Source organism: Achromobacter sp. (assembly GCF_032113835.1).
In the GTDB taxonomy this organism is placed as follows: Bacteria; Pseudomonadota; Gammaproteobacteria; order Burkholderiales; family Burkholderiaceae_B; genus Achromobacter.
This window is the reverse complement of record NZ_DAMCTG010000055.1, coordinates 1-13219: the sequence shown is the minus strand read 5'-3', so window position 1 is coordinate 13219 and position 13219 is coordinate 1. Positions and strand designations below refer to the sequence as shown.

Annotated in this window: 11 protein-coding genes; 7 read left to right on the top strand and 4 right to left on the bottom strand. The window is 66.4% G+C overall.

The genetic code is table 11. The annotated features are described in order from the left end of the window. The first annotated feature begins 36 nt into the window (after nt 1-36). Together glnE and RT697_RS18155 are read left to right on the top strand one after the other, a co-directional pair. Entirely contained in the window at nt 37-2820 is a 2784-nt protein-coding gene (glnE, locus tag RT697_RS18160; RefSeq protein WP_313700764.1) for a bifunctional [glutamate--ammonia ligase]-adenylyl-L-tyrosine phosphorylase/[glutamate--ammonia-ligase] adenylyltransferase, read from the top strand. A 48-nt stretch (nt 2821-2868) separates the two neighbouring features. Continuing rightward, nucleotides 2869-3543 carry an epoxyqueuosine reductase QueH gene (locus tag RT697_RS18155; RefSeq protein WP_105238120.1) on the top strand — a complete coding sequence of 225 codons (675 nt, stop codon included), beginning with the start codon at nt 2869-2871 and terminating at the stop codon, nt 3541-3543. A 126-nt stretch (nt 3544-3669) separates the two neighbouring features. Here RT697_RS18155 and RT697_RS18150 read toward each other — a convergent pair whose 3' ends face one another. After that, nucleotides 3670-4659, bottom strand: coding sequence for a quinone oxidoreductase (locus RT697_RS18150; RefSeq protein WP_312432244.1), 990 nt, complete (start codon nt 4657-4659; stop codon nt 3670-3672). 50 nt (nt 4660-4709) lie between these two features. Continuing rightward, nucleotides 4710-5687, bottom strand: coding sequence for a DMT family transporter (locus tag RT697_RS18145; protein ID WP_313700762.1), 978 nt, complete (start codon nt 5685-5687; stop codon nt 4710-4712). A 69-nt stretch (nt 5688-5756) separates the two neighbouring features. On the opposite strand from RT697_RS18145, the gene RT697_RS18140 reads away from it, so the two are divergent. From RT697_RS18140 to RT697_RS18120, 5 genes are all read left to right on the top strand, one after another. Continuing rightward, nucleotides 5757-6644, top strand: a complete 888-nt coding sequence (locus RT697_RS18140) for a DMT family transporter (protein WP_313700761.1) — start codon at nt 5757-5759, stop codon at nt 6642-6644. Nucleotides 6645-6675: 31 nt separating this feature from the next. Continuing rightward, nucleotides 6676-7200: a MarR family transcriptional regulator gene (locus RT697_RS18135; RefSeq protein WP_313700789.1), complete on the top strand. Its 525-nt coding sequence runs from the start codon at nt 6676-6678 to the stop codon at nt 7198-7200. Nucleotides 7201-7295: 95 nt separating this feature from the next. Continuing rightward, a complete protein-coding gene (locus tag RT697_RS18130) occupies nt 7296-8711 on the top strand; it encodes an efflux transporter outer membrane subunit (protein WP_313700759.1) in 1416 nt (471 codons plus the stop codon). 21 nt (nt 8712-8732) lie between these two features. Then, on the top strand, nt 8733-9929 hold the full coding sequence (locus tag RT697_RS18125) for an efflux RND transporter periplasmic adaptor subunit (protein WP_313700757.1): 1197 nt from the start codon (nt 8733-8735) through the stop codon (nt 9927-9929). Next, nucleotides 9926-11539 (top strand): DHA2 family efflux MFS transporter permease subunit, encoded by a 1614-nt coding sequence (locus RT697_RS18120; RefSeq protein WP_313700756.1) that lies wholly within the window; start codon nt 9926-9928, stop codon nt 11537-11539. The genes RT697_RS18125 and RT697_RS18120 overlap by 4 nt, the downstream gene beginning before the upstream one ends. Nucleotides 11540-11631: 92 nt before the next feature. Here RT697_RS18120 and RT697_RS18115 read toward each other — a convergent pair whose 3' ends face one another. Both RT697_RS18115 and RT697_RS18110 read right to left on the bottom strand, forming a co-directional pair. Then, nucleotides 11632-12591: a hypothetical protein gene (locus RT697_RS18115; protein ID WP_313700755.1), complete on the bottom strand. Its 960-nt coding sequence runs from the start codon at nt 12589-12591 to the stop codon at nt 11632-11634. Between the two features lie 32 nt (nt 12592-12623). After that, nucleotides 12624-13219, bottom strand: a 596-nt coding sequence (locus tag RT697_RS18110) for an isocitrate/isopropylmalate family dehydrogenase (protein WP_313700753.1), incomplete at its 5' end; no start/stop codon positions are given.

The following is a 13219-nucleotide window of genomic DNA, read 5'->3' as shown; positions in this document are numbered from 1 at the left end:
CTGAAACACGTCCATCCGTCTGCCGCCCTTTGCACCATGTCGAAACCATCCTTGATTGCACCCGCCCTCGCCTGGTCCGGCCATCTGCGCCGCCGCCTGGATGCCCACCCGGACTTGGCCGCCTGGTTGGACGAGGCCGTGAAACACCCCGTGACACCGGACCTGATGGTGCAATGGCAGGACGAACTGGCCGGCACGGCCTCGGCCGCCTCCGCCGCCTTGCCGGTGGACACCTGCCGCATGGTGCTGCGCAAGCTGCGCGAACGCGTCTTCAGCGTGCTGATCGTGCGCGACCTGACCGGGCAAGCGCCGCTTGAAGAGGTGGTGGGCGCCATGACCACGCTGGCGGACATGGCGGTGGCCGCCGCCTACCGCAGCGTGGCGGCGGAACTGGCGGCCGTGCATGGCGTTCCGCGCGACCCCGCCAGCGGCAAGCCGCAGGAGATGCTGATCGTCGGCATGGGCAAGCTGGGCGGCTGCGAACTGAACGTCTCGTCCGACATCGACCTCATCATGCTGTACGGCGAGGAAGGCGAAACTGACGGACCCCGCCGCATCAGCCATCACGAGTTCTATGACCGACTGACCCGCCGCATGATGCCGGTGCTGTCCGAGGTGGACGCCAATGGGCAAGTGTTCCGCACCGACCTGCGCCTGCGCCCCGACGGCGACGCCGGTCCACTGGCCTGGAGCCTGGACGCGCTGGAGCATTACCTGATCGGCCAGGGCCGCGAATGGGAACGCTATGCGTGGCTGAAGGCGCGGCTGATGCCCGCGCAGGCGTTCGAAGACAGCGACAGCGCCGCGCAGGCCCGGCAGCTGGAAAGCCTGCGCGTGCCCTTCGTTTACCGCAAGTATTTCGACTTCGACGCGCTCGCCGCGCTGCGCGCATTGCGGGAGCGCATCCGCCAGGACTGGCAGCGCCGCGCGTCGGCGCGCAACGGCATCGACAGCGCCAACAACATCAAGCTGGGCGACGGCGGCATCCGCGAGATCGAGTTCGTGGTGCAGCTTGCGCAACTGATCCGCGGCGGCCGCATGCCGGCGCTGCAAAAGCGCGGGCTGCTGGAAGCGCTGCATGCCGAATGCGTAGCGGGCCTGATCCCCGAGGACGACACCCGCCGGCTGGAAGAGGCCTATCGCTTCCTGCGCCGCACCGAGCACGCGCTGCAGTACCGCGAAGATGAGCAGACCCACCTCTTGCCCGGCGACCCCGACCTGCGCGCCGCCCTGGCCGCGGCGCTGGGGATGACGCCCGAAGACTTCGAAAACACGCTGGCCGCGCATCGCGCCTTCGTATCGCAAACCTTCCGCAACGTGTTCCGCATGGTCGGCATGGGCGAGGAAGAAGCCACGCCCGCCGCAACGCCGGACGCCACGCCGTCCAGCCAGAACGAGCCTGACAGCGAAAGCGAACTGAGCGACCAGATCCGCCAGGCGTTTGGCAACGACGCGGACGACCTCCTGCGTCGCGCTGAGACGCTGTCAGGCAGCCATCGCGTGCGCAGCCTGCCCGAAAGCAGCCGGCGCCGCATGGAGGTCCTCTTGCCGGCCGCCCTGCGCGCCGCGCTGCAGACGCCCGCGCCGCATGACGCCGCGGTCCGCCTCTTCGACCTCATCGAAAAGATTGCGCAGCGCAGCGCGTACCTTGCCCTGCTGGCCGAATATCCGGACACGCTGGCCCGTGTGGCGCGCATGGTGGCCGCCAGCCCGTGGGCCGCGCAGTACCTGACGCAGCACCCGTTGCTGCTCGACAGCCTGATCGACTGGCGCACGCTCTTCGAGCCGCTGGACTTCGGCCAGATCGCCCGGCAACTGACCGCGGACCTGGACGCCTGCCGTCTGCCCGACGGCGACCCGGACGTCGAACGCCAGATGAACCTGATGCGCGATGTGCAGCGCCAGGCCAGCTTCCAGTTGCTGGCGCAGGATCTGGAAGGCGAGCTCACCGTCGAAAAGCTGGCCGACCAGTTGTCGGCGCTGGCGGACCTGCTGCTTACCGAAACCATTCGCCGCGCCTGGCCGCTGGTGAACAAGATCCCGGGCGCCGAGCCGCACTTTGCCGTCATCGCGTACGGCAAGCTGGGCGGCAAGGAACTGGGCTATGCGTCCGACCTGGACCTGGTGTTCCTGTTCGACGACCCGCGCGACGATGCCGCGGAGGTCTACGCCAAGCTGGGCCGGCGCATGTCGTCCTGGCTGTCGACCATGACGTCCTCGGGCCGGCTTTACGAGACCGACCTGCGCCTGCGGCCGGACGGCGACGCGGGACTTCTCGCGGTGTCCCTGGAGGCCTTCGAGCAATACCAGCACAAACACGCATGGGCGTGGGAACACCAGGCGCTGACCCGGGCGCGCTTCGCCGCCGGCGACGCCAGCCTGGGCGAGCGCTTCGAAAAGATCCGCGAAGACATCCTGGTGGCGCCGCGCGACACGGCGGCGCTGCGCAACGAGGTGCTGGCGATGCGTGAGAAGATCAACGCCGGCCATCCCAACACCACCGACCGCTTCGATCTGAAGCATGATCGCGGCGGCATGGTCGACGTGGAGTTCGTGACGCAGTACCTGGTGCTGTGCCACGCGCGTACGCACCCGGTGCTGGTGCGCAACCTGGGCAACATCGCGCTGTTGCGCCTGGCCGCCGAAGCCGGGCTGATCCCGCCGGACCTGGCGGCGCGGTCGGGCGACGCCTACCGCACGCTGCGGCGCGTCCAGCACCAATTGCGCCTGCAAGGCGTGGAAAAGGCCCGCGTGGCGCCCGATCAGCTCCAGGCAGAACGCGCCGCGGTCCGCGAACTCTGGACGACGGTGCTGGGCTAATGGCAACTCGTCGTAAAATAAGGGTTTTTCCGCTTTTGCCTGTCCGCCATGTCTGAACTCGTCCGCCCCAAACTCGACCTGCCCGCCGGCCGCAGCAAGGTGCTGATGCATTCGTGCTGCGCACCCTGTTCCGGCGAGGTCATGGAGGCCATGACGGCCTCCGGGATCGATTACGCGATCTACTTCTACAACCCGAACATCCATCCGGTCAAAGAGTACGAAATCCGCAAGCAGGAGAACATCCGCTTTGCCGAACAGCACGGCATCGAATTCATCGACGCCGACTACGACATGGACAACTGGTTCGACCGCGTCAAGGGCATGGAAGATGCCCCCGAGCGCGGCGAGCGCTGCACGGCCTGCTTCGACATGCGCTTCGAACGCACCGCGCTTTACGCCCATGAGCATGGCTTTGACACCATCACCAGTTCGCTCGGCATCTCGCGCTGGAAGGACATGAATCAGATCAACGGCTGCGGCGAACGTGCCGCCGCCCGCTACGACGACCTGATCTACTGGACCTACAACTGGCGCAAGGGCGGCGGTTCGGCGCGCATGATCGAAATCAGCAAGCGCGAGAACTTCTACCAGCAGGAATACTGCGGCTGCGTCTACTCGCTGCGCGACACCAACCGCCACCGCCGCTCGCAAGGCCGCGAACGCATCCACATCGGCGTCAAGTTCTACGGCAAGGAAGACCTGATCAACGAAGAAAATCTTTGATCAGCGGGCGACGCACGCCGTGCCGCCCACAAAAAAGCCTGGCAGTCCGCGCATTGCGCGTCCTCCAGGCCCGCTGCGGCGCCCCACGGGGCGCCGCAATGCTTTCCAGCGCGATCAGTGCCGCAATCAGTCCAGCGTCAGCACCGTCGCGCCCGTCGTCTTGCGCGAAGCCAGCGCCGTCTGCGCTTCGCCCGCCTGCTCCAGCGTGTAGCGCTGGTCGATGCGGACCTTGATCTTCTTCTTGAGCACCAGATCGAACAGCTCTTCGGAAGCCGACTGCAGCTTTTCCAGCGTGTTCACGTGGATGCCCAGCGAGGGACGCGTCACGTACAGGCTTCCCTTCTGGTTCAGGACGGCCAGGTTCACACCCGCCACGGGACCGGACGCATTGCCGAAGCTGACCATCAGACCGCGCGGCTCGATGCAGTCCAGCGAGGTTTCCCACGTGTCCTTGCCCACGCCGTCGTACACCACGGGCACCTTCTTGCCGCCCGTCAGTTCCAGCACGCGTTCGACCACGTTTTCACGCGAATAATCAATGGTTTCCCAGGCGCCGTTCTCGCGCGCCAGCGCCGCCTTTTCGGGGCTGGACACCGTGCCGATGAGCTTGACGCCCAGCGCCTTGGCCCATTGGCATGCGATCAGCCCGACGCCGCCGGCCGCGGCATGGAACAGGATGGTTTCGCCGCCCTGCAGGCGGTAGGTCTGGCGGAACAGGTACTGCACCGTCAGGCCCTTGAGCATCAGGGCGGCCGCTTCGTCGAATCCGATGCCCTTGGGCACCTTCACGACCTGCAGGGCCGGCACGTTGCGGGCCTTGGCATAGGCGCCGATGGGGCTCTGGCCGTAGGCCACGCGGTCGCCCTTCTTCAGGTGCTTGACGTCGGCGCCCACCGCGGTCACCACGCCGGCGCCTTCAAAACCCAGGCCATGCGGCAGCGGATGCGGATACAAGCCCGTGCGGAAATAGATATCGATGAAGTTCAGACCGGCGGCGTGCTGCTCGATCGTGACTTCGTTGGCGGCCGGCGGCGGCACTTCCACCTCAACCAGCTTCAGGACTTCGGGACCACCGTGCTGCTCGATACGAATTGCCTTGACGAGATTGCTGGCCATGCTGGCCTCCTTTCATTGGAAATAATGCGAATTGACCAAAAATGCAGACTTCACCGCGCGGATTGCCTGTCGTCCTGCCCGGGAGGCGTGCGCATGGCGCCGCCGCCCATCAACGCAAACACCCCCGCCAACACCAGGACGGTTCCGCCCATCTGCCACACGGTGATGGGCTCGTCCAGGAACCACGAGGCCAGGAACAGCACCGACACCGGTCCCACCATGCCCAGCAGCGACGCGGTGGGCGCGCCGATCAGCGACACCGCCCACATCAGCATGAACACCGGCACCACCGTGTTCAGCGTGGCGTGAATGATGGAGTAGCCATAGACCGCCGCGGGCTGGATCAGCATCGAAGGCGGATGCACGATAAAGAACTGGATGATGCAAGCCACGCACGACACCAGCATGGCATACGCCACCAGCCGCGTCGGGCCGATTCGCTTGATCAGTTCCCCGGAGCAAATCAGGTACACAGAATAGCTTGCGGCCGAGCCGAAAACGAACAAAGACCCTAACAGCACCTCGCCGCCCCCGCCGAAGGACAGGTCGTGCGCAAACACCAGCACCACGCCGGCGTACGACAGCACCATGGCCAGCCATTGCCGGCGCTCGATCGGCCGCTTGAACCAGAGGGCCGACAGCAGCACGACGAGCGAGGGAGACAGGAAGAGGATCAGGCGTTCGAGGCTGGCGGTGATGTAGCGCAACCCCAGAAAATCCAGGAAGCTGGACAGGTAATAGCCCAGAAGGCCAAGCACGCACACCTGCAGGCGTTCCTTGGTGGTCATCACCACGATTTCGCCGCGCGCCGCGCGGCGCGACTGGCGCCACGCCACCACCGCGAAGAACGGCATCGCGAACAGCATGCGAAACGCGATCAGCGTGACCGCGTCGATGCCGTAGCGGTACGTGAACTTGACGACGATGGCCTTGGCGGAAAAGAGGACGGCGCCAAGCACCGCCATGGCGATCCCGGCGGCGCGGCTGGAGGCCAGCGGCAGCGCCGTAAGCTTGGCAATACGATTCATGCGATGATTTTAAGTTCACCGCAAAAATAATTGCACGCCTTCTCTGATGCAAACCGCTTCCTTCGCAGCATGACCCGACAACGCGCCCTTACCTATATCCATATTGCCGCCGTGCTTTTCGGCCTGACCGGCGTGTTCGGCGAACTGATCCAGGCCAGCGCCGCGGTCATCACGCTCGGACGGGCCATATTCGCGGTCGTGGCGCTGGGCATCTTCGCGCGCATGCGCCGCAAGCCGCTGCTGGGCGTGCTGACCCCGGCGCAATTGTTCGTGCTGGTGCTCGCGGGCGCGCTGCTCGCGGCGCACTGGGTCACCTTCTTCATCTCCGTGAAGGTGGGCGGCATCGCCATCGCGACGCTCGGCTTTGCCAGCTTCCCCGCCTTCATCACCCTCTTCGAAGGCCTCATCTTCCGCGAGCGCGTCCGGCTGGCCGAATGGCTGCTGCTGGGCCTGGTGACGGCCGGCCTGGTGCTCGTCACGCCCTCGTTCGATCTGGCCGACCAGGGCACCATCGGGCTGGCGTGGGGCCTGCTATCCGGCCTGAGCTTTGCCCTGCTGGCCTTGAGCAATCGCCGCTCGGCCTCCGGCATGGACCCGATGCAGGTGGCCTGCTGGCAGAACGTGGTGGTGGCGCTGGTGATGGTGCCCTTCGCGATCGGCCAGTTGCCTGCCCTGCCCGCGCTGGACTGGTTCTGGCTGGCGCTGCTGGGGGTCTTCTGCACCGGGCTGTCCCACTATCTGTTCGTCTCCAGCCTGACCCGGCTGAACGCCCGCAGCGCGGGGCTGGTGATTGCGCTGGAGCCGGTCTACGCCATTGCCTTCGCCTGGGTGCTGTTCAGCCAGGAGCCGACGCCGCGCATGCTGGCCGGCGCCGCGCTGATCGTGGCCGCCATCGTCTGGTCCGGTCTGCGCAAGCAGGCGCCGACGGCCGAACCCGCCACCAAGATACAGCCTTGACAATAACTGACTAGGCAGTAAAATGCGCCGCATGACTGCCGCGCCTTCCCTGCCCACGCCCGTATCCTCCGAGTCGCCCGACGCCCCCGTCCATTACCGCAACGACACCCGTTGCATGGCCGAAGACAACGCGGGCTACCTCATCAAGCTGGCCTATCACTCCCTGAACCGGATGCTGGACCAGGAGATGGCACCGCTTGATCTCACCGCCATGCAATGGCGTCCGCTGGCCATGGTGTTCCTGGGCCGGGCCGACACGCCCGCCGAACTGGCGCGGCTCAACGACATGGACACCGGCGCCATGACGCGTGCGCTGGATCGCCTGGAAGCCAAGGGTCTGTTGCGCCGGAACCGCAGCCAGGAAGACCGCCGCGTCGTCAAGATCGAACTCACCGAACTGGGCGAGGCCAAGGCCCGCGAAATCCCCGCCAACATTGCCCGCGCGCTCAATCATCACCTGCGTGGCTTTTCGACCGACGAGGTCACGCAGCTGATGCACTTCATGCGGCGCATGATCGCAAACGGGTCCGCCTCCGGCTCCCCGGCCGACCGCTGACCCCCACGCCCCGTGCTGGAGCCGGGGTTTTTATTTGGCATAATCGTTGCCTAGGCAAATACAGATTAATCAATTACTTTCAGCTAACAGTCAGGATGAAACGCCTTTTATCTACCGCATTGGTGCTCGCCCTCTCCGGTTGCGCGCTGATGGAGCCGGCGCCCAAGCCCGTCGCCGCGCTTGATGCCGCCAAGCTCGGGCTGACCGGTCAAGCCACCGAATGGCCCGCCGCGCAATGGTGGGAACGCTACGGCGACCCGCAGCTCAACGCGCTGATGACCGAAGCGCTGGCCAACAGTCCCTCGATGAGCGCCGCGCAGGCGCGTCTGGCCAAGGCCAACGCCGCCGTCGGCATCGCGCGCGCCCCGCTGCTGCCGCGCGTGGACGCGGGCTATACCCTCAATCGCGAGCACCTGTCCAAGGACTACATCTACCCGGCGCCGCTGGGCGGCTCCGTGGTCAGCGACAACCGGCTGGCATTGGACTTCAGCTACGAGCTGGATTTCTGGGGCAAGAACCGCTCGCGCCTGCAGTCCGCGGTGTCGCAGCAGGAAGCCGCCAGCGCCGACGCGCAAGCCGCGCGCAATCTGCTCGCCAGCGCCACCGTGCGCGCCTACCTGAACCTGCAGAACGCGTTCGCCCAGCGCGACGTGCTGAACCGCGTGATTGCCCAGCGCGCCGAGGTCCTGTCACTGACGCAGGGCCGCTATTCGGCCGGACTGGACACTCAAGTCGAGGTGAAGCAGGCCGAGTCGTCGCTGGCCTCCGGCAAGGTCGAACTGACCCAGACCGACACCACGCTCGCCCAACTGCGCAACCAGGTCGCCGCGTTGGCCGGCGCCGGCCCGCAGCGCGGACAGGATCTGGTTCAGGTGTCGCTGACCGCGCCGGGCGGCGCCGTTCCGGCCAGCGTTCCGCTCGACCTGCTCGGGCACCGGCCCGACGTCACGGCCGCCCGCTGGCGCGCCGAAGCGGCGCGCCACGCCATCGACACGGCCAAGGCCGAGTTTTACCCCAATGTGAACCTGGCCGCGTTCGTCGGCTTTCAGGCGATTGGCACCGGCAACCTGCTGGGCGCCGACGCCCGAATGGCCGGCATCGGTCCGGCCATCACGCTGCCCATCTTCCACGGCGGCGAGCTCAACGCGAATCTGGCGGGCCGCCGCGCCGATGCGGACCTGACGGTGTCGGACTACAACCAGACCGTGCTGGATGCCGCGCACCAGGTCGCCGACGCGCTGGACGGCCTGCGCCTGCTCGACCAGGAAAAGGCCCAGCAACGCCAGGCGCGCGAGGCCATCGAGGCCGCCTACGCCCTGGCCGTCGACCGCTACAAGGCCGGCATGGGCAACTACATCACCGTGCTGATCGCGCAGACCGGCGTGCTGACGCAGGCCCGTCTTGACACCGACCTGCGCATCCGCGCCTACCAGCTCGACGCCAACCTCGCTACCGCCCTGGGCGGCGGCTATGCGGCGCAGGCCGAGCCTGCCCCGAACTCCATTCATTGAACGATCCCGGATTCAGACGTCATGAACGCTGCTGCCACTCCCACCACCCATCCCGCCCGTAAACGCCTCCTGCTGACGGCGACCGGGGTTTTCATCGTTGCCGGCATTGCCTATGGCATCTGGTGGGCGCTGTTCGGCGCCCATTTTGAAAGCACCGACGATGCCTACGTGCACGGCAACCTGGTGCAAATCACGCCGCAGGTGCCCGGCACCGTGGTGGCCATCGAAGCCGACGACACCGAAACAGTCATTGCCGGCCAGCCGCTGGTCCGCCTCGACCCCGCCGACACCGACGTCGCCCTGCAGCAGGCGCAAGCCAAGCTGGCGCAGACCGTGCGCCAGGTGCAGACCTACTACGTGCAGAACGATGCGCTGGCGGCCGACGTCGACCTGCGCAATGCCGACATCCTGCGCGCCCAGGCCGAACTGACCCGTGCGCAGAGCGACGTGAAGCGCCGCCAGCAGCTTGCCAAGTCGGGCGGCGTCAGCGGCGAGGAAATCCTGCACGCCGAGGTCGCGCTCAAGTCCGCCCAGTCCGGCGTCGCGCAAGCGAAGGCGGCGCTGGCCGCCGCGCAGGCCAAACTGGCCACCAACCAGGCGCTGACGCAAGGCACCTCGGTCGCCGATCATCCTGACGTGCGCCAGGCCGCCGCCGAGCTGCGCAATGCCTGGCTCGCGCAGTCGCGCACCGTGCTGCCCGCCCCCGTGGGCGGCGTAATCGCGCGCCGCAGCGCGCAGGTCGGCCAGCGCGTCGCCCCCGGCGCCGCGCTGATGACCGTGGTGCCGCTGGACCAGGTCTGGGTCGAGGCCAACTTCAAGGAAGGCCAGTTGCGCAAGATGCGCATCGGCCAGCCGGTCAAGATGGTGGCCGATCTGTACGGCAGCTCGGTCACGTACCACGGCACCGTCGCCGGCCTGGACGCCGGCACGGGCAGCGCCTTCGCCCTGCTTCCCGCCCAGAACGCCACCGGCAACTGGATCAAGGTCGTGCAGCGCGTCCCCGTGCGCATCACGCTGGATCCCGAAGACCTCAAGCAGCATCCGCTGCGCGTGGGCCTGTCGATGGACGTGGAAGTCGACGTGGGCAAGGACGATGGCGCCCCGCTGACGCAGGTGGCGCGCAAGGAACCGGCCTGGTCGACCCGTGCCTTCGAGCCCGCCCACAATGAAGTCGACGCGATGATCGCGAAGATCATCGCCGCCAACGTCGCATCATGAGCACGGCCGCCCAGCCCGCGGGCGCCGGCGCGCCCCAAGACGCCGCCCGCCCGCCGGGCGCACATCCGCCACTCGAAGGCGCGACCCGCATCATCGGGTCCATCGCCCTGTCGACCGCGGTCTTCATGAACGTGCTGGACACGTCCATCGCGAACGTGTCCATCCCCACCATCTCCGGCGACCTGGGCGTGAGCACCAGCCAGGGCACGTGGGTCATCACGTCGTTCGCGGTGGCCAACGCCATCACCGTGCCGCTGACCGGCTGGCTGACGCAGCGCTTCGGCCAGGTGCGCCTGTTCCTGATCTCCACGCTGCTCTTCGTGCTGGCGTCCTGGCTGTGCGGATTCTCGCCCTCGCTCGAGGCGCTGATCGCCTTCCGGGTGCTGCAAGGCGCGGTGGCCGGTCCGATGATCCCGCTGTCGCAGACCCTGATGCTGGCCAGCTTTCCGAAGTCCAAGGCAGGCATGGCGCTGGCGGTCTGGTCCATGACAACGCTGGTCGCGCCGGTGGCCGGCCCGCTGCTCGGCGGCTGGATTTCCGACAACTACACCTGGCCCTGGATCTTCTACATCAACGTGCCGGTGGGCCTGCTGGCCGCCTGGATCAGCTGGCGCATCTACGGCAACCGCGAATCCGTCACGCGCAAGCTGCCGATCGACAAGCTCGGCCTCGTCCTGCTCGTGGTCTGGGTGGGCGCGCTGCAGATCATGCTGGACAAGGGCAAGGAGCTGGACTGGTTTGCCAGCCCCACCATCATCGCGCTGGCGGCAATTGCGTTCGTGGCCTTCGTGTTCTTCCTGATCTGGGAGCTGACCGACGCGCACCCCGTGGTGGACCTGCGCCTTTTCAAGGTCCGCAACTTCACGGTGGGTGCGCTGACGCTGGCGGTGGCCTATGGCGTCTTCTTCGGCAACGTGGTGCTGCTGCCGCTCTGGCTGCAAAGCAACATGGGCTACACGGCGACCTACGCGGGCCTCGTGACCGCGCCGGTCGGACTGCTGGCGATCCTGCTCACGCCCATCGTGGGCAAGATGCTGGCCACGCGCGACCCCAGGCAGATCGTCACGGTCGCCTTCCTGATCTTTGCGCTGGTCTGCTTCATGCGCGCGGGCTTCAACACCCAGACGGACGTACGCACGCTGATGATCCCGACCATCATCCAGGGCGCGGCGATGGCGGCCTTCTTCGTGCCGCTCACGTCGATCACGCTGTCCAGCATGGAGCCTTGGCGCATCCCCGCCGCGTCGGGCCTGTCGAACTTCCTGCGGCTGACGGCGGGCGCGTTCGGCACGTCGATTTCGACGACGCTGTGGGAAAACCGCGCAACGCTGCATCACGCGCAGCTGACCGAGATTGCCCGGCCCGGCCAGCAGGCGTTCGACCAGACCATGAACACCTTGCAGAACGGGCTGGGCGTCTCGCACCAGCAGGCGCTCACCATGGTGGACGGCCTGATCAATGCGCAGGCCTTCACGATGTCGGCGACAGACGTGTTCTACGCGTCCGCCATCATCTTCCTGCTGCTCACGGGCCTGGTCTGGTTCGCGCGGCCGCGGGCGTCCAAGTCGGGCGGCGGCGGGGCGGCGGAAGCGGCTGCCGGCGCGCACTGATACGTTCGGCATCGGCAAAAGCACAAGGCGCCTCGCGGCGCCTTGTTTTTTGCTGGTGCTCTTGTTGACCAGGCTGCGTCTGGTCAGGCGGATCAATCCTTGAGCAGCGTGCGCCAGTCCTTGCGTTCGATGATGTCGGCCGACAGCGCGCTGACTGGCGAAAGGTTGAACACGGATACCCCGCGCGCCCGCCAAAGCGGCGATGCGAAGCGGAAAGACGGCTCGATGAAACGCGGAAAGTTGCGCGTCAGACGGCTGGTCTGCGGCTTGCCGCCCTCGTCGTAGAACCGCAGTCCGGCCTGCACCGTCAAATCCAGCCCGTGCACGTAGACCTCGCGCGCCCCGCCGGAGATCAGGACCTGAAGGGCCGCATACGCCACGGTATCGGCATCGAACACCCCCAGCGAGGCATCAAAGCTGTAGCCCAGCCCCTGCTTTGCATCCAGGAGCTGGACGTCGGCCGAAGCCGCGGCTATCCGCTTGAGGACCGCCGGCGCCACGCTGCGCTCGTAGGCACGCCTGGAAATCCGCTCGATGATGCAGATCCGGCAGCGGATGTGCTCTTGGGGAATACCTTGCATGATGTAGCGCAGCACTTCCGGGAACACATACAAAGTCAGGTCGCGTCCGACAACCTCGCGCACCAGGTCAATCCGATCCCGCACGAAGTTCTGGTCGATGATGCAGTAGTACTTGAACTGCAGGCCGAACTTGCGCGAGAGGGCGATGGCGCCATTGACGCCCATCGCCGCCCCGATATTCATCCGGTCATAGGGAATCTCGGCGATCGAAGGCCCGGTGAGGATGAGATGCACCGCCTTGTCGGCGGGATCGTGGCCTTGAGACAGTGGCGTGACAGGCAGAGAACGACCGAAGGCGCGGTATCCGTTGATCGCGCCTCCCGTGTCCCGCCAGATCCGCACGAACGGCCAAAGGTGCTGGTTGTGCCGCTGCGTGCGCGAGCGGAGCATGCGGAAAAGCTTGCGCACGAAGCGGTCGGCCCGCCCGCCGCCCACGTGATCCGAGGGGGGAGAAATAATTGAGTCGTTCATTTACTGACCGGACGAGCTTGCCGCCACTTTAATCAACCGGCTCGGACCAGCGATGCGATCGCGTCGCCGACTTCGGCCGTCGAAGCGTCGCCCTTCATATCCCGCGTCCGCGGACCTTCGGCCAGCACCGTTTCGATCGCCTTGACCACGGCGGCCGATGCGTCGGGATACCCGAGGAAGTCCAGCATCAATGCCCCGCTCCAGATCTGACCGATGGGGTTTGCGATGCCCTTGCCGTAAATGTCCGGCGCCGAGCCGTGCACCGGTTCGAAGAGCGACGGGAATTTGCGTTCGGGGTTGAGGTTGGCCGACGGAGCGATACCGATGGTGCCCGTGCATGCTGGTCCCAGATCGGACAGGATGTCGCCGAAAAGGTTGGAAGCCACCACGACATCGAACCAGTCCGGATGCTGCACGAAGTGCGCGCACAGGATGTCGATGTGATATTTATCCCAACGCACGTCCGGGTACTTGCCGGCCATTTCGGCAACCCGCTCGTCCCACCAGGGCATCGAAATCGAAATTCCATTGGACTTGGTGGCGGCGGTCAGGTGCTTGCCGCGCTTTTGCGCCAGTTCAAATGCAAACTTCAGCACGCGCTCGGCGCCGATGCGCGTGAACACGCTTT

Coding starts and splice junctions, on each gene's coding strand:
- RT697_RS18150 (WP_312432244.1), bottom strand. CDS start 4,659: ATGGCCAGCAATCTCGTCAAGGCAATTCGTATCGAGCAGCACGGTGGT.
- RT697_RS18120 (WP_313700756.1), top strand. CDS start 9,926: ATGAGCACGGCCGCCCAGCCCGCGGGCGCCGGCGCGCCCCAAGACGCC.
- RT697_RS18135 (WP_313700789.1), top strand. CDS start 6,676: ATGACTGCCGCGCCTTCCCTGCCCACGCCCGTATCCTCCGAGTCGCCC.
- RT697_RS18130 (WP_313700759.1), top strand. CDS start 7,296: ATGAAACGCCTTTTATCTACCGCATTGGTGCTCGCCCTCTCCGGTTGC.
- RT697_RS18140 (WP_313700761.1), top strand. CDS start 5,757: ATGACCCGACAACGCGCCCTTACCTATATCCATATTGCCGCCGTGCTT.
- glnE (WP_313700764.1), top strand. CDS start 37: ATGTCGAAACCATCCTTGATTGCACCCGCCCTCGCCTGGTCCGGCCAT.
- RT697_RS18155 (WP_105238120.1), top strand. CDS start 2,869: ATGTCTGAACTCGTCCGCCCCAAACTCGACCTGCCCGCCGGCCGCAGC.
- RT697_RS18145 (WP_313700762.1), bottom strand. CDS start 5,687: ATGAATCGTATTGCCAAGCTTACGGCGCTGCCGCTGGCCTCCAGCCGC.
- RT697_RS18115 (WP_313700755.1), bottom strand. CDS start 12,591: ATGAACGACTCAATTATTTCTCCCCCCTCGGATCACGTGGGCGGCGGG.
- RT697_RS18125 (WP_313700757.1), top strand. CDS start 8,733: ATGAACGCTGCTGCCACTCCCACCACCCATCCCGCCCGTAAACGCCTC.